The organism is Faecalibacterium prausnitzii (genome assembly GCF_003287405.1).
GTDB classification, from domain to species: Bacteria; Bacillota; Clostridia; order Oscillospirales; family Ruminococcaceae; genus Faecalibacterium; species Faecalibacterium intestinale.
The window spans coordinates 87,579-108,138 of the sequence record NZ_PRLD01000003.1 but is presented as its reverse complement, the minus strand read 5'-3'; the positions used below and the strand labels follow the sequence as shown (position 1 = coordinate 108,138).

The window sequence follows — 20,560 nt, the reverse complement described above, 5'->3', positions numbered from 1 at the left end:
AGTCGCGCTGCGGGGCAGATTTTTGTTGCTCTCAGCAGGCTGAACCCTCTCGCGAAAAAGTAAACCGGAAAAATCCGCAGATCTTCCCGGTTTACAAAAGATAGAATATTTCTTCCGCTGTATAAAACGGTCTGGCGTTACACGCCGGAAGCACCATAGTTTGCCAGCACGCGGGCAGAGGGGTCGTTAACGTTGCAGCCCGGCCATGCCTTGTTGGGCATCCAGAAGCCCACGATGGTGCGGCTCTGGTCGTGGTAGTACTTTTCAAAAATTTCGCGGTAGAACAAGCTCTCCTTGGTAAAGGGCATACAATGTGCCGAGTAGTTTGCCCGGCGCATCTGGAACTCCTCGTCGGTGTACAGGCTCTCGGCGTACTCCTTGATGTCGTCCACCATGCTGTGGCCTACGGCGTCCGAGAAAGCGGCCTTTTCGCGCCACAGGATCTCCGGCGGCAGCCAGTCGCCCTCAAAGGCTTTGCGCAGCAGGTACTTGCCCTTGCCGTAGCGGTTCAGCTTCTTTTCCGGGTCGATGGCCATGACGTAGCGCACAAAATCCAAGTCGCCAAAGGGCACGCGCGCCTCGATGCTGTTGGAGGAGATGCAGCGGTCTGCCCGCAGCACATCGTACATATACAGCTCACGGATGCGCTTCTGGCTCTCCTGCTGGAAGGCATCGGCGGTGGGGGCGTAGTCGGTGTATTTGTAGCCAAACAGCTCGTCCGAGATCTCGCCGGTCAGCAGCACACGCACATCGGTCTGCTCATGGATGGCCTTGCACAGCAGGTACATTCCCATGCTGGCGCGGATAGTGGTGATATCCCATGTGCCCAGTAGGCGGATGACTTCTTCCAAGCTGCTGAGCACCATCTCGCGGTTGATGATGATCTCGTGGTGCTCGCTGCCCAGATAGTCCGCAGTCTGGCGGGCGTATTTCAGGTCGATGGCATCGGTGTCCATGCCGATGGCAAAGGTGCGGATGGGCTTACCCAGCTTCTTGGCGGCAATGGAGCACACCAAGGAGGAGTCGAGCCCGCCGGAGAGCAGAAAGCCCACGGGTGCATCGGCATCCAGCCGCTTTTCCACACCAGCGATCAGCTTCTCGCGGATGTTCTGCAGGATGGTGGGCATATCGTCCTGCATGGGGGCGGGCACATCGGCAATGTCCTCGTAGCGTACAAAGCGGCCGTCGCAGTAGTAGCTGCCGATGGGGAAGGGACGGATGTCATCGCACCAGCCGATGAGGTTGCGCATCTCGGAGGAGAAGGCGATCTTGTGGCTGGACTTGGAGTAGCCGTAGAACAGCGGACGGATGCCGATGGGGTCGCGGGCGGCGATAAGCCGATCCTTGCGGGAATCGTACATGATCAGCGCAAACTCCGCGTCCATGTGGCGGAACATATCCAGCCCGTACTCGTAGTACAGCGGCAGCAGGATCTCGCAGTCGCAGTCGGAGCAGAACTTGTAGCCCCGGCGCTTTAAGATCTCCTTTTCGAACCGGAAGCCGTACAGCTCGCCGTTGCACACCACGCAGTCAGCGCCCCGGTAAAAGGGCTGCATCCCCTCCGGGGTCAGTCCCATGATGGCAAGCCGCCCAAAGCCCATCAGGCCGTAGGGACCCTCCACCACTCGCTGGTCGTCCGGCCCGCGGTCCACGGTGCGCAGCAGATACTCTTTGAATTTTTCGGCGGGCAAATCATGCCCCGTATAACCCATAACACAACACATACTTCTTACCCCTCTTGTAAAAACGATAAAAATAAAAATACGGCAGCACATTCATCCCATAGTCCTAGGACGAATATGCTGCCGTATCCGTGGTGCCACCTAAATTACCGGCATACGCAATACGCCGGTCACTTTTGTGCGCTCTCCCCGTTGAAAGCACTGCCGCGATAACGAGCGGCGCACGTCTGCCCCTACTGCTGCACACCACAGGTTCAGGGAGCGGCTCACGGGTGTTCTTCGGGCTTCGTTTTCTGCGCGGTTTCCAGCATCCCGCACTCTCTGTAAGAAAAGGGTGAAACCTTACTTTTCCCGGTCAACGCTTTTATTGTCTGCATTGTATCACGGGTTTTTGTCTGTGTCAACACAGCAGGCGCATTTTTTTGCAGACTGTTCTTCTGCTGCGGACGGTGCCGCGTTCTGCGCGCAATGACGGCACAGCCCGTACAGCACGCTGCCCTCGCATTGCAGGGTAAAACCGTGCTCTGCCATCAGGTGGGCGCGCACCTCGTCCATAAAATGGCAGTCCAGATGATAGATGCGTCCGCACTGCACGCACTTGAGGTGCAGGTGCTCCCGGCAGTGGCGACCCTCGTCCACATACTGGAACACTGCCCGTTCGCCCTTGTCGGCCACATATTTCATAATGCGCTGCTCGCCCGCAAGCTTATCCAGATAGCGGTACACGGTGGTGGGATTGGGGCTTGCGCCCTGCTCCTCCAGATGCTCCAGAATGTTGGAAGCGCTTACTGCGTGCTGGCGGTTGTTGATGAGGTAATCCAAGATGAGCTGCCGGGTGCGGGTGTTGTAGCCATCGCTTCGTGCCATGAGAGATACGGTCCTTTCCGGTGTAGATGTGTTGTTTTTCAGCCCTATTGTAGCACAGTTTGCGCTTGGATGCAAAAGAAGAGGGCAAAAAGTCGGTCTGTTTGGCGACAAGCACAAAAAGCATTGTAAAAAGTAGCAAAACCGGGGCGTAATCTTTGTATAAAACGGAAAACACGCCAAAGTTAAGCGAAAAGTCTTGTAAAAAACGCCCTAATGTGAAATAATATACTAGATAAAGTGGTTGGATTGCAGCCGGGATACAAGCTGGCTGAACATGAAGAAGAAGCGAACTGGCAGCGGTGGGTTTGCGCTGCCGGTTCGGACGTTTTGGAACGTTTTTGGAGAAGAAGACAAAGAAGAATAGGAGAATGTGCTTATGAAAGAGCAGGACGCACAGGCAAAGCTTAGCCTGAAGCTGCAGGCGTACCAGTACCTCAAAACCAAGATCCTGAACTGCGAATACCGCCCCAACGAGTTTCTGAACGAGCAGAAGCTCTGCGCCGAGATGGGCAACATCAGCCGCACCCCTATGCGGGATGCGCTGGGGCGTCTGGAGCAGGAGGGGCTGATCACCATTCTGCCCAAAAAGGGGCTGATGGTCTCCGGCATCACCGAAGAGGACGTGCACAGTATGTTTGAAATGCGTCTGCTGGTGGAGCCATACGCTCTGCGTACTTACGGCAATGCCATCCCCCGCGAGCAGCTGGAAGCCTATGCCGAGCTGATGCACCACAGCGAGCGCATCGAGGACTTCTGCGAGTCGGACGACGATTTCCACGAGCTGCTGATGAGCACCCTGCCCAACAAGTATCTGCGCTCTGCCTACGACCGTATCACCGGCCTGAACACCCGTTTCCGCATCATGACCGGCAAGGTAAGCATGATCAATCAGGAGCAGACCTGCGAGGAGCATCTGCAGATTCTGGACGCTGCCCTGTCTGACAACTGGGACGGTGCAGCCATGGCGCTGCAGCACCATCTGGAGCTGGCCCGCGATAAGGCCGAGGGCGTCATCAAGGTCATTCGCCTGTGGTAAAGAAATAAAAGTAAAAAGGTCTGCTGCACCGGTATGATGCAGCAGGCCTTTTCTTATTTCTCCACCTTGCTCAGCAGGATACGGTCGTTATCAAGGTTTTTGCCCGCGTTCTCGCGGAACTTTTCCAGCAGGTCGTCCACGGTCATCTTGCTGCGCGCGGCGCCCTTTACGTCAAACACGATGCGCCCAGCGTCCATCATCAGGGTGCGGTTGCCCAGTTCCAGCGCCTGATGCATATTGTGGGTCACCATCAGGCAGGTGATCTTTTTCTCGGCCACGATGCTCTTGGTCAGCGCCAGCACCTTTTCGGCGGTGGCAGGGTCCAGCGCAGCGGTGTGCTCGTCCAGCAGCAGCAGCTTGGGGGTGACAAGGGTAGCCATGAGCAGGGTAAGCGCCTGCCGCTGTCCGCCGGAGAGCAGCCCCACCGGCTGCTTCATGCGGTCCTCCAGACCCATGTCCAGCAAAGCAAGCTTTTCGCGGAAGAGCGCCTTGTCCTTGCGGGAGATGCGGGAGAAGATGGCGTTGGGCGCAGTGCCTGCCCGCAGGTAAGCCAGCGCCAGATTTTCCTCGATGGTCATGTTGGGCGCGGTGCCCTTGAGCGGGTCCTGGAACAGATGCCCGATGACCTTGCTGCGCTGGTGCTCCGGCGCAAAGGTGATGTCCTGCCCGCCCAGCAGAATGCTGCCCTCGTCGGCGATAAAGCCGCCGGTAATGGCATTGAACAGGGTGGATTTGCCCGCGCCGTTGGAGCCCACAATAGTGGCAAAATCTCCGGCTTCCATCTGCAGGCTCACTCCGGCAAGCGCCACCTTTTCGTTGACGGTGCCGGGGTTAAAGGTCTTGTGCAGGTCGTTCAGCTGCAGCATTTCCATGTTACTGTCCCTCCCTGTTGGTCACGGTGCGGCGGGCACGGGCGGCGTGCCGGCGCTTTTCAAAGGCGAAGTGCTCCCGGATGGCGGGCATGGAGATGGCCACTGCCACAATGATGGCAGAAACCAGCTTCATGGCCGCGGCGGGCACGTTGAACCGCAGCGCCACGGCCACGATAAAGCGGTACAAACAGCTGCCGAACACCACGCCAAGGATGCGGCGCAGCATGGTGCGCTTGCCCACCAGCGTCTCGCCGATGATGAGGGAAGCCAGTGCAATGGTCACCATACCGGTGCCCACATTGATATCGCAGCTTTTCTGGTACTGTGCCAGCAGCCCGCCGGACAGCGCACACAGCGCACCGGACACGCACAGACCCACCGTGATGGTAAAGGCAGGGTTGATGCTGGAAGCCCGCACCATGGCGGCGTTATCGCCGGTAGCACGGATGGAAAGACCCAGCCGCGTGCCCAGAAAGCCCAGCATCGCCGCGCAGGCTACAGCAATGATGCCTGCCGCCAGTGCCAGCTTGTACCAGCTGCCCAGAAAGCCCAGCGAAGTTTTTGCCATGGAGAAGATGGTAGGGGTCTTGACCAGCGACATGGTGGAGGAGAAGCCCATCACTGCCAGATTGATGGTGTATAGGCCGGTGTTGACAATGATACCGGCCATAATGCTTTCCACCCCGAGCCTTGTCTGCAAAAAGGCGGTGACAAAGCCGGAGCACACCCCCGCAGCCATGGCTGCCGCCAGTGCAAGGATGGGGTGACCGGTCAGCGCCACCTGACAGGCCACGGCGCAGCCCAGCGTAAAGCAGCCGTCGGTGGAAAGGTCGGCAATATTCAGGATGGAGTAGCTCAGAAACAGTGCCAACGCCACCAGTCCGTAGATGCAGCCCAGCTCCAGCGCTGTCTGCAAAACGTTGAGGGAAAAAATACTCGCCAGCATGGTGTATGCTCCTTTTATGTTTTTTTGAATCCCCTTTTCACGGGAGGGGTCGTAAAGGTAAACGGGCTCGCCCTCTCAGTCAAATCCTACGGATTTGCCAGCTCCCCCAAAGTGGGAGCCCTTGGCAGTCCACGCAAAGTTCATCTCTTTGCCAAGGCCTCTCCCTTTGGGAGAGGTGGCACCGCAGGTGACGGAGAGGGCGAGGATGCTGCCCTTGCGCAGCAGAACCTTTCCCCCAGAACTGCCAAAAGCTCTCCCTTGCGGGAGAGCCGGAAAAGCCGTCAGGCTTTGACAGAGCGGGGCGTTCAGGAGAAGTTCTCGGCGGTGGTCACCTCGCAGATCTCGGTGCAGTAGGGCTTGAAGGCTTCCTTCAGGGTAGCCAGATCCAGACCCAGCGCTTCGGCGGTCTCGGTGTTGATGGTGACGATGCCGTTATCAAAGGTCTGGTAGGGCAGGTCTGCGGGGGTCTTGCCATCGCACAGCAGCTGGCTGACCATATCGGCGGTGGCTTCGCCCAGCTGGACGTAGTCCACGCCGTAGCCCACCAGTGCGCCGTTCAGCGCAAAGCTGTCGGCACCGGTGTAGTGCTGCACACCGGCCTCGATGAAGCTCTCATAGATGGAAAGCTCGGCGGTCATGATGGTGTTGTCGGTGGGGGTGAACACGGCCTTGACCCCAGCGGCGACCAGTGCTTCGGCAGCCATCTGCACCTCGGCGGTGGTGGTGCCGTTCTTTTCCACCACCTTGATGCCGTTCTTCTCGCAGAAGGCCTTGGCGTCCGCAATGGCCTGCGTGGAGGAATCCTGACTCAGGTCGTACAACAGACCGATGGTATCAATGCCGGGGTTTGCCGCCACGATCAGGTTCATGATGGCGTCGGTGTTCAGGGCATCGGAGGTGCCGGTGATGTTCTCCTCCCCGTCAAACCCGGCGGCGGCGGGGTCAGTCACGGCAGAGTAGACCACCGGGATGTCGGTGTCCTCCACAGCGGCCAGCATGGTAGCGGCGGTGGGGGTGGCCACAGCCACGATCACGTCCACGCCGTCAGCCACAAGGTCTGCACCGATCTGGTTCAGGTTGGACTGGTCGGCCTGTGCGTTGGCATAGTAATCGGCGTAGTCAAAGGCGACACCCTTCTCCTTGCCGATGGCGTCCAGACGGCTCTCCACAGATTCTACGATTTGGTTGAGGGAGGCGTGGTCCACATAGTTGACGATGCCCACCTTGAAGGTCTCGCCAGCGGCGGCAGTACTGCCGGAAGCAGCTGCAGAGGAGGAGACCGCTGCACTGGAGGCGGTGCTGGAAGCAGCACTGCCGCAGCCGGTCAGTGCCATGGCAGAAACAGCAGAAGCGGCCAGAGCGGCCTTCAGGAAGCTGCGGCGGGAGATCATGTTCAGGTTTTTCATAGTGGTAACTCCTTTCCCGGAGCGGGCGGCAAATCAAAAGACCCGCTCCCTTTGCGGGACGGGTCTTAAAACAAAACAACCCTGTCCCTGTGTGTTATCCACAAGGACAGGATCGGTAAATTACGATTCTGCGGTGCCACCTTGCTTGCTCTGCATCCAATACAGCAGAGCCACTCACGGAGAGCCAACACTCCCCTGTCCTATAACGGAGACTTCCGTCCAAAGCTACTAGGGCTTCTGCCCGTTTGCCCGGCCCTCGGCGGCCCACGAATCTCTGCCCCGCTTTCGCCCGTTTGCACTGTCCGGGCTCACTGCAGATGCGCTGTGCAGGTTCTCTTCCGCCTCATCGGTTTGATTGCATTATACACTTTATCTTCGTAAAGTCAAGAGGAAATTTAAAATTTTTATTTTTCTGCCCGGTCAAAGTCATTCTTCTGCCGGGGTGCCGGTGCTGCGGCGCTTGCGGCGCACAAAGCAGGCAACGTACACCACCCACACCGGAATTGCCACGGCGGTGACCACCCGGCTGGCGGAAAGCCCGGCGGCCTGATACACAAAGTCGATGCTGCTTGCACCCGCCGGGCAGAGCACTGCCATCAGTCCCTCGTCCACCTGAAGGATATCGGCCTTTTCGCCGTTGACGTAGGCGGTAAAGCCGTCGTCGTAGGGCACGGAGAAAAAGACGAGGTTTGCCTTGTCCAGCGTAATCTCGGCATGGAAACCGGCATTATTCATCTGGAACACCGAGCAGCTGTGGGCGCGGCGGTCGGCGCAGTCCTGCGTGTAGCTGTCGTAGTGCAGGTCATCCAGCATGGCGTCCGGCAGCTCGGTCAGGTACTGGCCGTACTGCGCCACATCCTCGTCCTCCAGCACCAGCGCCCGCATCAGCAGGTTGGAGCGCAGGGCCTTGACCGAAGCTTCGTAGGTAGCTTTGGTCACATAGTAGTCGTAGGTAAAGCCCATGGGCACATAGTTGTCGTTGTGGTACAGCGCGTAGCCGTCCACATCGGCAAGGTAGGTCCAGCCCGCGTCTGCTTCGTCCTCAAAGCTCTCGCGCTTTTCCGGAGTGGTGATGAGGTACTCCACGCTCAAAAGGCCGCGCAACGCGTAGTTTGCGATCTCCGGCTCGCTGCGCACGTCCCGTTTGACCCCCAGACCCGGGTAGAAGCTGAGGATGCTGGGGGCAGCCGTGCTGCCGAAGTATTGCAGGCAGCTTTTATCCAGCCACATCCCAATGTTGTCGTGGATCTTGTAGGTGTCTATCCGGTAGTCGCCCTCCGGCAGGTCGTTTTTCAACAGCAAGGCGTTGGTGTCCTGCTCCACAAGGTCGCTGTCGGTGTACCACTGCCCGAACTTGCCGATGCCGATGTGTACCATGGTAAACACGCAGGCAAATACCAGCACCGCCGCCGTCATGCGCTGGGCAAAGCGGCTGTCCTGCCGCCACTTGCTGCAAAGAACGCGGTACAGCATAAGCCCCAGCAGTCCGAAGCCCAGCACGACAAAGAACTGTCCCGGGTTTTTCAGCACGCCCAGCGACCATGTCTCGGTGGTATCGTCCCGCACGGGCACCACCGCAAAAACAAGCGTAGCCAGCATGATCCAGCCGATGCCCCGGGCGGGTGCATCCAGATCAACGTCCGGGTCCTCCAGCGCGTTCACGGTCATGGCAGCAAGGATGAGGGTGGGCATATAGTACCAGCGGGCGTAGTAGCTGGAATTCAGAGCATAGAAGGCACTGTTCAGCACCGGCACCAGTGCGCATACGGCGCATACCGCCACGATGCGCTTTTTGCTGTCTGCCTTCCGGCTGCGCCAGTAGGCCATGGCACCGGCCAGACTGCACAGCGGCAGATAGGCCGTCATGCTCGTCCACTTGATGACGCCCTCCGACCAGACCGAGGTAAGATAAGGGGAGTCCGGCGGTAGGATCCAGCTGAGCAGGATGGCCAGATACTGCTGCACCTTGGAGTAGGTCAGGAAGCCCCACCCGGAGGAAAGGTCGATGGTGCGCGGGTTCTGCAGCAGACTGAGCACCGCCGGGAACAGCAGCAGACAGCCCATGGCTACGCCCAGCACGCTTTCCCACAACAGATGGCCGAACTTGCGCCCGGTCAGCCGGAAGTCCCGCGCCGAAAGCTTGCACACAAAGTAGATGCACAAAAAGAGCACCTGTCCCACAAAGAAGAAGTAGTTATTGAGCAGGTTCACCGCCACCCAGAAGGCGAACAGGCCGTGACGATCCTCATAAATGGCTTCGTCCAGCGCCCAGAGCAGGTATGGAAACAGCGCCACCACATCCACAAAGTGGTTGAAGAACACGTTGTACACCGCAAAGCCGGAAAGCGCGTACAGGCAGGCACCCAGCACGGCGTAATTTGCGTTTTTAACGTAGCGACGCAGGTACAGGTACGCGCCGCCGCCCGCCACGCCGAACTTGAACACCAGCAGCGGTACCATCATATAGGGCAGCCAGCTTTGCGGCAGCAGCACCGACAGCCAGAAAAACGGCGAGCCGTACAGGTAGAAGGAGTAGGCGTTCATCACCCCGCTGCCAAGGTCAGTCGCCCACGAAAAGGTATTGCGCGGCGCACCGGCAAAGGCGCTGTCCGGGTAGCCCGCGCCCTTGACGAAGCCGTTCATATACCGGTAAAAGCTGATCTGCTGGCTGTTGAAATCGCCGGCATAGTGGAAAAAACCACCGTCAAGGAGGTAGAAGGGTAAAAAGAAGATGGCCGCCGTCAGGGCGCACAGCCCCGCCGCCTGCCAGAATTTTTTATGGCTCTGCCCGATTGGTGTGAGCAGCCGTGGCTTTATAAACTTTTCCATAGCGTTCCTCTTTCTCCGCGCACCGGCGCGGAAGTGGATTTGATGACACCTTGTAGTATAGCACGGCGGCGTACAAGAAAAAAGGGCTTGACAACCAAGCGCCCGGCGGGTATGGTGAAGAAAAGGAGGCGTATTGTTATGCTGTATCCCTTCAGCGCCTTACTGGCGCGCATGAAGTACATTACCCGGTGGAGCCTGATGCATTCCACCCGGGCGGAATCCCTCAGCGAGCATACCTGCGACACCGCGCTGCTGGCGCACCTGCTGTGCCTGATTGCCAAACACTACACCGGCACGCCCTGCCGCCCCGAGGTGGTGGCGGTGGCGGCGCTGTACCACGACGCACCGGAGATCATTACCGGGGATATGCCCACGCCGGTCAAGTACCACTCCGCGGCGCTGCGGGACGCCTACAAGGCGCTGGAGACCGAGAGCGTGCGTTCCATGGCAGCCCTGCTGCCCGCAGAACTGGCCGCAGAATTGACCCCCTGCATGGACGGCAGCGCCCTGACGGCAGAGGAGCACCGGCTGCTCAAAGCCGCCGACCGGCTGAGTGCGCTGATCAAATGCACCGAGGAGCAGCGCAGCGGCAACCACGAATTTGACGCCGCACTCACGCAGCAGCGCACTGCGCTGCAGGCCATGCACTGCCCGGAAGCCGACTGGTTTCTGGAGCACTGCCTGCCCTGCTACACCCAGAATCTGGACGAGCTGACGAAGCCATAAAAAGCAATGCCGGACAGCCTGTTGGCTGTCCGGCATTGCTCTGATAAAAATATGTTTTCCGCTATCTATGCGCAAAGCGAAGCGGAGCGCATTTCAAATCGTCCCGCGCTGCGGCTTAAAGCTCTGCCAGAATGGCATCGCCCATGGCAGTGCAGCCAAGGCAGGTGCAGCCGTCGCTCATATTGTCGGCAGTGCGCAGACCCTTGTCCAGCACACGGCTCACGGCGTTCTCAATGGCATCGGCTTCTGCTGCCATGCCAAAGGAGTACCGCAGCATCATGGCGGCAGAAAGGATACAGGCGGTGGGGTTTACGATGTCCTTGCCCGCAATGTCCGGAGCAGAGCCGTGGATGGGCTCGTACAGACCCCGGGTGCCGTCACCAAGGCTGGAGGACGGGATCATGCCGATAGAGCCGGTGATCATGGAAGCTTCGTCCGACAGGATATCGCCGAACATATTCTCGGTAACGATGACGTCAAACTGGGCGGGGTTCTTCACGATCTGCATGGCGCAGTTGTCCACGAACATCTCGCTGTACTCCACGTCCGGGTACTCGGCCTGCAGCCGGTGCATCACGGTGCGCCACAGACGGCTGGTGTCCAGCACGTTGGCCTTGTCCACGCAGCACAGCTTTTTGCGGCGCTTGCGGGCGGTCTCAAAGCCGATGCGGCCAATGCGCTCGATCTCGTGCTCTGCATAGGGCATGGTATCCACGGCCTGCTTTTCGCCGTTTTCCAGCGTGTGGGTCTCGTGATTGCCGAAGTACACGCCGCCGATCAGTTCCCGCACGATGATAAAATCAATGCCCTGTGCCACGATCTCGGGCTTCAGGGGGCTGGCAGGCGCCAGCTGCGGCCAGATCTTCGCCGGGCGGTTGTTGGCGTACAGCCCCATCCCGGCACGCAGCCGCAGCAGACCTTTTTCCGGCCGCTGCTCCCCGGGCAGATCCTCCCACTTGGGGCCGCCTACCGCGCCCAGCAGCACGCTGTCGGCGGCAAGGCACTTATCCAGCTCGTGCTGGGGCAGCGGGTCGCCGTATTTATCAATGGCTTCGCCGCCCATGGCGGCAGCGGTATAGTGGAAGGTGTGGCCGTACTTTTCGGCCACCTTATCCAGCACCCGGAGGGTCTGCTTTACGATCTCCGGGCTGGAGCAATCGCCCCAGATGACAGCAATATTTTTTTCCATGAGGCACTCCTTCTATGCTCAAAACGCCCCTGATAGCCCCACTCTCTCAAAGCCTTACGCCCTCTTTGGGGGATGGACGATTTAAAATGCGCTCCGCGTTGCTCTGCGCATAATCAGCGGAATTTTTATTTATATTTCGTGTTTGTCGCGGCCTGCGGAGCTTGTCAGGGCGAAGGCCCTTCCATCTGCTAACGCAGACCGCTCTGCCGCTTAAAAGCCCCACTGGGGCTTTCATTGCTGCGCAAACGCGGGTCGCTCCAAACACATTTTCACGGATGGGGATGGGGTTATTTCTGGATGGCCTTCATCAGACCACCGGCGGAGATGATGTTCTGGATAAAGGGCGGGAAAGGCTCGGCGTGGAACACTTTGCCGTTGGTCTCGTCGGTGATGACGCCGGTGTCAAAGTCCACCTGAACGGTGTCCCCTGCTTCAATGGCGTCTACAGCCTCCGGGCACTCCATGATGGGCAGGCCGATGTTGATGCTGTTGCGGTAGAAGATGCGGGCAAAGCTTTTGGCAATGACCACAGCGATACCGGCGGTCTTGATGCACAGGGGCGCGTGCTCGCGGGAAGAGCCGCAGCCAAAGTTCCAGCCGCCCACCATGATATCACCGGGCTGCACCCGGTTCACAAAGTCCTTGTCGATATCCTCCATGCAGTGGCTGGCAAGTTCCTTGGCATCCTGCGTGTTCAGGTGGCGTGCCGGAATGATGACGTCGGTATCCACGTTATCCGGGTATTTGAAAACAGAACCTCTTGCGTTCATGCTCATGCTCCTTTCGGGTCAGACCGTGCGCGGGTCGGTGATGCAGCCGGTCAGGGCGCTGGCGGCGGCGGTGGCGGGAGAGGCCAGATAGACCTCGCTGTCCACATGACCCATGCGTCCCACAAAGTTGCGGTTGGTGGTGGAAACGCAGCGCTCGCCCGCTGCCAGAATGCCCATGTAGCCGCCCAGACAGGGGCCGCAGGTGGGGGTGGATACGATGCAGCCTGCGTCGATAAAGGCGGTGGTCCAGCCCCGCAGGATGCACTCCTTATAGACTGCCATGGTGGCGGGAATGATGATGCCGCGCACGCCCTTGGCGATGTGCTTGCCCTTGAGGATGTTGTAGGCGGCTTCCATGTCCTCCAGACGGCCGTTGGTACAGCTGCCGATGACCACCTGATCGATCTTGATGTCCTTGCCCTCGCTGGCAACATGGGTGTTCTCGGGCAGATGGGGGTAGCTGACGGTGGGCTCCAGTGCGCCGAGGTCGATCTCGATGGTCTTTTCGTACACGGCATCAGGGTCGGCTTCGTAGAACACCGGCGGGCGCTGGCTGCGGCCTGCAAGATAAGCCTTGGTCACCTCATCTACCGGGAAGATGCCGTTCTTGGCACCGGCTTCAATCGCCATGTTGCAGATGCACAGGCGGTCGTCCATGGTAAGGCTTTCCACGCCCGGGCCGGTGAACTCCATGGATTTATACAGTGCGCCGTCCACACCGATCATGCCGATGATGTGCAAAATCAGGTCCTTGCCGGACACCCGGGGATTGAATTTGCCGGTGAGCACGAACTTGATGGCAGAGGGCACCTTGAACCATGCCATGCCGGTGGCCATGCCTGCGGCCATATCGGTAGAGCCTACGCCGGTGGAGAAGGCACCCAGTGCACCATAGGTGCAGGTGTGGCTGTCCGCGCCGATCACGCAGTCGCCGGCGGTGACGATGCCTTTTTCCGGCAGCAGGGCGTGCTCAATGCCCATCTGGCCTACATCGTAGAAGTTGAGGATATCGTATTTATTGGCAAATTCCCGGCACTGCTTGGACTGGGTAGCGCTCTTGATATCCTTATTGGGCACAAAGTGATCCAGCACGATGGCGATATGCTCTTTATCAAACACGCGGTCAAAACCGGCGCGCTCAAACTCGTTGATGGCCACCGGGGTGGTGATATCGTTGCCCAGCACAATGTCCAACTTTGCGTTGATCAGCTGGCCTGCCTTGACCTCCGGCAGTCCGGCGTGTGCGGCAAGGATCTTCTGCGTCAGGGTCATTCCCATGGTAGTTTTCTCCTTTTTACTTTCAAAACATGAGTACGCTGTCCAAACTCCCTCAGTCAGCACCTGACGGTGCTGCCAGCTCCCTCGGTGAGGGAGCCTCTGGCGAGAAGGAAAACTTTCTGGTTTTGCCAAAGGCCCCATCCCAGAGGGGGCTGTCTGCGTAGCAGACTGGGGGAGTTTTCCTTATCGATTATTGATCGCGCTGACAAGGGCACGGATACCGGCCACAATGATGTCGGTGTCGGTACCGGCACCCCATGTGACCGTGTTGTCGCCCCAGACAAGGCCCACATAGGAGGCTGCGCGGGAGGTAGAGCCCTCGTCCAGACTGTGCTCAGAGTAATTTTCCAGATGGAAGTCCATGCCGGTGGCGCTCTGGATGGCGTTGGCTACAGCATCCAGACGGCCGTTGCCCACCGAGGTGACCACCTTGCGCTGGCCGTTCAGTTCCAGCGTGACCGTGGCGGTAATGCCGTTTACCTGTGCAAAGTGGGCTTCCACCACGTTCAGCGGCTTTGCGCGGTTGAGGTAGGTATCCTCGAAGATGTGCAGCACCTCGGCGGCGCTCAGCTCCTTGTGGCTGTGGTCGGACACACTCTTGACCTTGTAGCCCAGTGCCTCCCGCATCTTGGGGGGCAGATTGTAGCCGTAGTTCTGTTCCAGCACAAAGCCGATGCCGCCCTTGCCGCTCTGGCTGTTGATGCGGATGACGTCGGCGTCGTAGGTGCGGCCGATGTCGTGGGGATCCACCGGGATATAGGGGCAGGTCCAGCGGTGCTCGCCGGTCTGCTTGCGGTACGCCATACCCTTGGCAATGGCATCCTGATGGCTGCCGGAAAAGGCGGCAAATACCAGCTGCCCGGCGTAGGGGGTGCGCTCGTAGATGTGCATCCGGGTCACCCGCTCGTAGGTGGCGCAGATGGCGGGCATATCCGAGAAGTCCAGCTTGGGGTCTACGCCGTGGCTATACATATTCATGGCCAGCGTTACGGCGTCCACATTGCCGGTGCGCTCGCCGTTGCCGAACAGGCAGCACTCCACGCGCTGTGCACCCGCCAGCACTGCCAGCTCGGCACAGGCTACGCCGGTGCCGCGATCGTTGTGGGGGTGGGTAGAGATGATCACGCTGTCGCGGTACTTCAGGTGCTTGTCGCAATACTCGATCTGGTTGGCGTACACATGGGGCATACTCATCTCCACGGTCACCGGCAGATTGATGATCATGGGGCGCTCCGGGGTGGGCTGCATGATATCCAGCACGGCGTTGCACACCTCTACGGCGTAGTCCACCTCGGTGCCGGTAAAGCTTTCGGGGCTGTACTCAAACAGGAAATTGCCCTCGTACTCCTCGCTGAGCTGCTTTACCAGCTTTGCGCCGTCCACAGCGATCTGCTTGATCTCCTCCTTGGACTTGTGGAACACCTGTTCCCGCTGCGCCACGGAAGTGGAGTTGTAGAAGTGGATCACCGCCCGGGGTGCGCCCTTGACTGCCTCGAAGGTGCGGCGGATGATGTGGTCGCGGCACTGGGTCAGCACCTGCACCGTGACATCGGCGGGGATCATATCCTTTTCGATCAGGGTGCGCAGGAACTCGTACTCGGTCTCACTGGCGGCGGGGAAGCCCACCTCGATCTCCTTGAAACCGATCTTCACCAGCATCTGGAAGAACTCCAGCTTTTCTGCAAGGCTCATGGGCACGATCAGCGCCTGATTGCCGTCCCGCAGATCCACGCTGCACCATGCGGGAGCCTTTTCAATATGGTCCTTTTTTACCCAGCTGTCATAACCGGCGGGTACCGGGTAGTACCCCGGTGCGTACTTGGTAGCGTCCATCATCCTGTTGTCCTCCTGATGTTGTGGTGCATAAAAATGCACCCCTTCCGTCTGCTCGTTTCACTGGCATCCACCTTCCCCAAGGGGACGGCTTTCCGGAATGCGGTAAAGTTTGCGGCACTGCCCAAAGGCGCCCCCTTGGGGGAGCTGGCATCGCGTAGCGATGCCTGAAGGGATATCCGCATACAAAAAGGCTCCCGTCTTTCAAGGCGAAAACCTTGAGAGACGAGAGCCTGTAAATTGCTTTTACAGGGCACCCGTGGTACCACTCTCCTTGCTGTACGGTCAGGTACAGCCACTTTGCACGATCGGCCAAAACGGCGAATCGCTGCCCCTGTAACGGTGGGCGTCCGTCAGAACCTACTTGTCCGTTCAGTTCTGCCGCTCGGAGGCCAGTATCCGAAGTTCTCTGCACCCGCCTTGCACCACCCGGCGGCTCTCTGCACGCAGAAAAAAGATCGTTTTATCCCCGTCAACGCATTTGCACTTTTTTGAAAGTGAGATAATTTTAGCACGCCCGCCAGAAAGTGTCAAGAAGTTTCGTTCAGGATAAAGATGAAAGCATTTCATAATATCATAGGGTAAATCATGCAGAATTGGGGATTCTCCCCTCTTTGTTAAGAAACTGCTAAGTTTTTGCAAAGTTGCCCTCGCTGCGCTGTTGCCGGGCGGCAGGATGTGGTATACTGGACGCAGCAAACGGGTGGAAGCCCACCTTATAAGGAGGAACATCCCATGAAAGAAGTCAAGCCATCCAGAAAGCCGTTGGCCATCTACTATGCCATCGTGCTGCTGGTGCTGCTGGTCATCAACCTTGTGGTCATGCCGTGGCTGGCCGAGCGTCAGGTGCAGGAGGTAGACTACGGCACCTTTATGAGCATGACCGAGCAGGAAAACATCGGCAAGGTGGATATCCAGTCCAACCAGATCATTTTTACGGATAAGGACAACAAGCAGATCTACAAGACCGGCCTGATGAACGACCCCGGCCTGACCGAGCGCCTGTACGACGCGGGCGCGCAGTTCTCCAGCGAGATCGTGGAGCAGGGTTCGCCGGTGCTCAGCTTTCTGCTGTGGTTCGTGCTGCCCATCCTGCTGTTCAGCTTCATCGGCAACCAGATGAACAAAAAGCTGATGGAAAAGGCAGGCGGCGGCCCGGGTGCCATGATGTTCGGCGGCGCGGGCAAATCCAACGCAAAGGTCTATGTGCAGTCCACCCACGGCATCCGCTTTGCGGACGTTGCCGGTGAGGACGAGGCCAAGGAGAACCTGCAGGAGATCGTCAATTATTTGCACGACCCCAAGAAGTATGAAGAGATCGGCGCTTCCATGCCCAAGGGCATTCTGCTGGTAGGCCCTCCGGGCACCGGCAAGACCATGCTGGCCAAGGCCGTGGCAGGCGAATCCAACGTTCCCTTCTTCTCCATCTCCGGTTCGGAGTTCGTGGAGATGTTCGTGGGCATGGGTGCTTCCAAGGTGCGCGACCTGTTTAAGCAGGCCAAGGAAAAAGCGCCCTGCATCGTATTCATTGATGAGATCGACGCCATTGGTCAGAAGCGCAACAGCGGCCAGTTTGGCGGCAACGATGAGCGCGAGCAGACCCTGAACCAGCTGCTTACCGAGATGGACGGCTTTGAGGGCAACACCGGCGTCATCATTCTGGCGGCTACCAACCGCCCGGATTCCCTCGACCCTGCTCTGACCCGTCCCGGCCGGTTCGACCGCCGTGTGCCCGTGGAGCTGCCCGACCTGAAGGGTCGCGAGGAGATCTTGAAAGTACACGCCAAAAAAGTGAAGATCGCCCCGGGTGTAGACTTCAACACCGTGGCGCGCATGGCCTCCGGTGCCTCCGGCGCAGAGCTGGCCAACATTGTAAACGAAGCCGCCCTGCGTGCCGTGCGGGCGGGCCGCAAGAGCGTGACCCAGGCCGACCTTGAGGAGAGCATTGAGGTGGTCATTGCCGGCTACCAGAAGAAGAATTCCATCCTGACCGATCACGAAAAATGCATCGTAGCCTACCACGAGATCGGCCACGCCCTTGTGGCAGCCAAGCAGTCCAACTCTGCCCCGGTGCAGAAGATCACCATCATCCCCCGCACCTCCGGCGCACTGGGCTACACCATGCAGGTGGACGAGGGCAACCACTACCTGATGAACAAGGCCGAGCTGGAAAACAAGATCGCCACCCTGACCGGCGGCCGCGCTGCCGAGGAGGTGGCCTTCAACTCCATCACCACCGGCGCGTCCAATGATATCGAGCAGGCTACAAAGCTTGCCCGTGCCATGCTGACCCGCTACGGCATGAGTGATGAATTTGACATGGTGGCACTGGAAACCGTGAACAACCAGTATCTGGGCGGCGATACCTCGCTGGCCTGCAGTGCCCAGACCCAGTGCGAGATCGATCAGAAGGTGGTAGAGCTGGTCAAGACCCAGCACGAAAAGGCCATCCGCATCCTGACCGAGAACCGCGCAAAGCTGGACGAGCTGGCACAGTATCTGTACCAGAAGGAGACCATCACCGGCGAGGAATTCATGGATATCCTCAACCGCGATGATGCAGAAAACAAACCGGAAAATCCCTGAAAATAAAAATTTTTGAATCTTTTGCAATAATCCGGCCGCCGTATCCGTTTACAAAGCAGATACGGCGGTTTTCCATTGTGGATGCGCCGCAGCTGAACCATGGTTTAAAAAACGATTATGATGCAAAAAACAAAGGCAGTCCCTGCGGCTGCCGTTTTCAGGAGGTATTTCCTATGAAGATGCTGAACAAAAAGTTTGTCCGTACCCTGAGCTGTGCCGCTGTGGCGGTGTGTGCCGCCGCCATGCTGAGCGTAGGTGCATTTGCCGCCGAGGTGGATTCTACCTGCGTGGAGGGCTATCTGCCCCCGCAGGAGCAGATGGTGCAGGGTGACATTGCACTGCACAGTGCCGACGTTGCCGTGGGGGAAAAGGACCCCAGCTACGGCGGCTACGGTGCCCCGGAGGGCAACCCCGTTCAGGGCAACATTATGCTGATCTCCGGTGACGAGCTGGCTGACACCGCAAAGACCGAAGCGCGCTACACCGTCAAGGGTCTGCTGGGCAAGCAGCTGCTGTACACCGCCCGCCAGAAGGACGGCGTGCTGACGCTGGACGTGCCCGCCGAAGTGGCTACCTTCCGCACCACCATCGAGGATATGCAGGCGCTGCAGGCCAGCGGCGTGAAAACGCTGGTGCTGGTGACCGAGAAGAACACCACCACCCTGAACCTCTCGCTGCTGTGCGAGGGACAGAAGTCCGGTACCCGCGTCACCCTGCGGCATCTGGGCAGCAGCGCCACCCTCTCTGTGGGTCTGCGCTGCCGCCGCGACCTGCTGATCGGCCGCTAATCGGAAAAACGGCAATATAATTTGTGGTTCAGAAACGCCCACAGACGTTTCTGAACCACTTTTTTTATGATGACAAGACCCCCGGCGGGCGCCGGGGGTCTTGTCGTACGCTTATGGAGGCTTGGACAGGAATAAAAGGAAGATCACACTCCCCTTGCGGGAAAGAGAATCGCTAGTTACTTGCCGCGGACGGCTGCGAAACCGGCTTCCAGATCGGCAAGGATGTCATCAATATGCTCGGTGCCGATGGACAGGCGGATGGTGTTCTGGTAGATCTGCTGCTCGGCCAGCTCGGCGTCGGTCAGCTGGCTGTGGGTGGTAGAGGCCGGGTGGATAACAAGGCTCTTCACGTCCGCCACGTTGGCCAGCAGAGAGAAAATCTTCAGGTTGTCGATGAAGGTAAAGGCTTCCTCGCGGCCGCCCTTGATGTTAAAGGTAAAGATGGATGCGCCGCCGTTGGGAAAATACTTCTGGTACAGAGCGTGATCCGGGTGATCCGGCAGCGAGGGGTGGTTCACCTTTTCCACCTGCGGGTGGTTAGCAAGGAACTCCACCACCTTTTTGGTGTTCTCCACATGACGCTCGATGCGCAGACTCAACGTCTCGGTGCCCTGCAGCAGCAGGAAGGCGTTGAAGGGGGAGATGGTAGCGCCGGTATCACGCAGCAGGATGGCGCGGATGTAGGTGACGAAAGCGGCAGGGCCTGCGGCATCTGCAAAGGAGACGCCGTGGTAGCTGGGGTTGGGGGCAGCAATGTTGGGGTAACGGCCGCTGGCCTTCCAGTCGAAGTTGCCGCTGTCCACGATGATGCCGCCCAGCGTGGTGCCATGACCGCCGATAAACTTGGTGGCAGAGTGCACCACGATGTCTGCGCCGTGCTCGATGGGACGAATGAGGTACGGGGTGCCGAAGGTGTTATCAATGACCAGCGGCAGGCCGTGCTTGTGGGCGATGGCTGCAATGGCGTCGATATCCGGGATGTCGCTGTTGGGGTTGCCCAGCGTTTCCAGATACACAGCCTTGGTATTGGGCTGGATGGCTGCTTCCACCTGTGCAAGGTCGTGGGCATCCACGAAGGTGGTGTTGACGCCGAACTGGGTCAGGGTGTGTGCCAGCAGGTTGTAGCTGCCGCCGTAGATGGTCTTTTGTGCCACGATGTGGTCACCGGCCTGTGCCAGTGCCTGAATGGTGTAGGTGATGGCAGCTGCACCGGAAGCGGTAGCCAGTGCTGCCACGCCGCCCTCCAGCGCTGCAATGCGCTTTTCGAACACATCCTGCGTGGAGTTGGTCAGACGGCCGTAGATGTTGCCTGCATCGGCCAGACCAAAGCGGTCTGCGGCGTGCTGGCTGTTGCGGAATACATAAGACGTGGTCTGGTAGATGGGCACCGCACGGGCATCGGTGGCGGGGTCGGCCTGCTCCTGACCGACATGAAGCTGCAGGGTCTCAAATTTATATTCAGACATTGTTATTTACCTCTATTTATATACTAATAGTATTATTATTGTGTGTAAAAAATCCCGATGCGTTTTCAAAGGCGCACCGGGCAGTGTGGTCTACCGGAGCTGCTGTCACATTCGGGTACACATTCGCGCAGCCGAGGGCAACATACAGTACACATCCGATGCCGGTGCCCGGTGGGTATGCATTCGCCCACAGCGATAATTCGCGTGCAGCAGTTCTTTCCAGATCAGCTTCATCTTTGTGCCCTCCTTCCGGTAAAACTTTTCCATCCCTCTATGGTCTCCGCCC

General features: G+C 58.7%; 15 protein-coding genes and 2 other annotated features. Of the genes, 4 read left to right on the top strand and 11 right to left on the bottom strand.

Annotated elements, in window-relative coordinates; translation table 11 throughout:
• Window positions 1-137: 137 nt before the first annotated feature.
• Both asnB and C4N24_RS04155 read right to left on the bottom strand, forming a co-directional pair.
• Window positions 138-1,724, bottom strand: coding sequence for an asparagine synthase B (asnB, locus tag C4N24_RS04160; protein ID WP_207657266.1), 1,587 nt, complete (start codon window positions 1,722-1,724; stop codon window positions 138-140).
• A 62-nt stretch (window positions 1,725-1,786) separates the two neighbouring features.
• Window positions 1,787-2,050: a binding site (T-box leader), on the bottom strand.
• Window positions 2,051-2,063: 13 nt separating this feature from the next.
• Complete coding sequence (locus tag C4N24_RS04155; protein ID WP_112090434.1) at window positions 2,064-2,549, bottom strand: Fur family transcriptional regulator; 486 nt, start codon at window positions 2,547-2,549, stop codon at window positions 2,064-2,066.
• A gap of 376 nt (window positions 2,550-2,925) precedes the next feature.
• On the opposite strand from C4N24_RS04155, the gene C4N24_RS04150 reads away from it, so the two are divergent.
• Window positions 2,926-3,585, top strand: a complete 660-nt coding sequence (locus C4N24_RS04150) for a GntR family transcriptional regulator (RefSeq protein ID WP_097783214.1) — start codon at window positions 2,926-2,928, stop codon at window positions 3,583-3,585.
• A 53-nt stretch (window positions 3,586-3,638) separates the two neighbouring features.
• Here C4N24_RS04150 and C4N24_RS04145 read toward each other — a convergent pair whose 3' ends face one another.
• The 4 genes from C4N24_RS04145 to C4N24_RS04130 all read right to left on the bottom strand — a co-directional run bounded on the left by C4N24_RS04145 (window position 3,639) and on the right by C4N24_RS04130 (window position 9,638).
• Window positions 3,639-4,451 (bottom strand): ABC transporter ATP-binding protein, encoded by an 813-nt coding sequence (locus tag C4N24_RS04145; RefSeq protein WP_305146330.1) that lies wholly within the window; start codon window positions 4,449-4,451, stop codon window positions 3,639-3,641.
• A 7-nt stretch (window positions 4,452-4,458) separates the two neighbouring features.
• Window positions 4,459-5,403: an ABC transporter permease gene (locus C4N24_RS04140; RefSeq protein WP_112090432.1), complete on the bottom strand. Its 945-nt coding sequence runs from the start codon at window positions 5,401-5,403 to the stop codon at window positions 4,459-4,461.
• A gap of 305 nt (window positions 5,404-5,708) precedes the next feature.
• Entirely contained in the window at window positions 5,709-6,809 is a 1,101-nt protein-coding gene (locus C4N24_RS04135; RefSeq protein ID WP_112090431.1) for an ABC transporter substrate-binding protein, read from the bottom strand.
• Between the two features lie 426 nt (window positions 6,810-7,235).
• The gene (locus C4N24_RS04130) at window positions 7,236-9,638 is read right to left on the bottom strand and encodes a YfhO family protein (RefSeq protein WP_112090430.1); all 2,403 of its coding nucleotides are present in this window, start codon (window positions 9,636-9,638) and stop codon (window positions 7,236-7,238) included.
• 138 nt (window positions 9,639-9,776) lie between these two features.
• Here C4N24_RS04130 and yfbR point away from each other — a divergent pair, with 138 nt between their 5' ends.
• On the top strand, window positions 9,777-10,364 hold the full coding sequence (gene yfbR / locus C4N24_RS04125) for a 5'-deoxynucleotidase (protein ID WP_112090429.1): 588 nt from the start codon (window positions 9,777-9,779) through the stop codon (window positions 10,362-10,364).
• A gap of 115 nt (window positions 10,365-10,479) precedes the next feature.
• Here the strand turns inward: yfbR and leuB are convergent, their stop codons facing one another.
• From leuB to C4N24_RS04100, 4 genes are all read right to left on the bottom strand, one after another.
• Window positions 10,480-11,553 (bottom strand): 3-isopropylmalate dehydrogenase, encoded by a 1,074-nt coding sequence (gene leuB, locus C4N24_RS04120; protein ID WP_112090428.1) that lies wholly within the window; start codon window positions 11,551-11,553, stop codon window positions 10,480-10,482.
• Window positions 11,554-11,840: 287 nt separating this feature from the next.
• Window positions 11,841-12,323: a 3-isopropylmalate dehydratase small subunit gene (gene leuD / locus C4N24_RS04110; protein WP_015536899.1), complete on the bottom strand. Its 483-nt coding sequence runs from the start codon at window positions 12,321-12,323 to the stop codon at window positions 11,841-11,843.
• A gap of 18 nt (window positions 12,324-12,341) precedes the next feature.
• Window positions 12,342-13,601: a 3-isopropylmalate dehydratase large subunit gene (gene leuC, locus C4N24_RS04105; RefSeq protein ID WP_112090427.1), complete on the bottom strand. Its 1,260-nt coding sequence runs from the start codon at window positions 13,599-13,601 to the stop codon at window positions 12,342-12,344.
• Window positions 13,602-13,784: 183 nt separating this feature from the next.
• Complete coding sequence (locus C4N24_RS04100) at window positions 13,785-15,437, bottom strand: 2-isopropylmalate synthase (RefSeq protein WP_112090426.1); 1,653 nt, start codon at window positions 15,435-15,437, stop codon at window positions 13,785-13,787.
• 215 nt (window positions 15,438-15,652) lie between these two features.
• Window positions 15,653-15,919 (bottom strand) — a binding site (T-box leader).
• Between the two features lie 250 nt (window positions 15,920-16,169).
• On the opposite strand from C4N24_RS04100, the gene ftsH reads away from it, so the two are divergent.
• Together ftsH and C4N24_RS04085 are read left to right on the top strand one after the other, a co-directional pair.
• Window positions 16,170-18,020 carry an ATP-dependent zinc metalloprotease FtsH gene (gene ftsH, locus C4N24_RS04090; protein WP_112090424.1) on the top strand — a complete coding sequence of 617 codons (1,851 nt, stop codon included), beginning with the start codon at window positions 16,170-16,172 and terminating at the stop codon, window positions 18,018-18,020.
• Window positions 18,021-18,193: 173 nt separating this feature from the next.
• Window positions 18,194-18,808: a transcriptional regulator, IclR family protein gene (locus C4N24_RS04085; protein WP_112090423.1), complete on the top strand. Its 615-nt coding sequence runs from the start codon at window positions 18,194-18,196 to the stop codon at window positions 18,806-18,808.
• Window positions 18,809-18,984: 176 nt separating this feature from the next.
• Here the strand turns inward: C4N24_RS04085 and C4N24_RS04080 are convergent, their stop codons facing one another.
• Window positions 18,985-20,274 (bottom strand): O-acetylhomoserine aminocarboxypropyltransferase/cysteine synthase family protein, encoded by a 1,290-nt coding sequence (locus C4N24_RS04080; protein WP_015536893.1) that lies wholly within the window; start codon window positions 20,272-20,274, stop codon window positions 18,985-18,987.
• Between the last annotated feature and the right edge of the window lie 286 nt (window positions 20,275-20,560).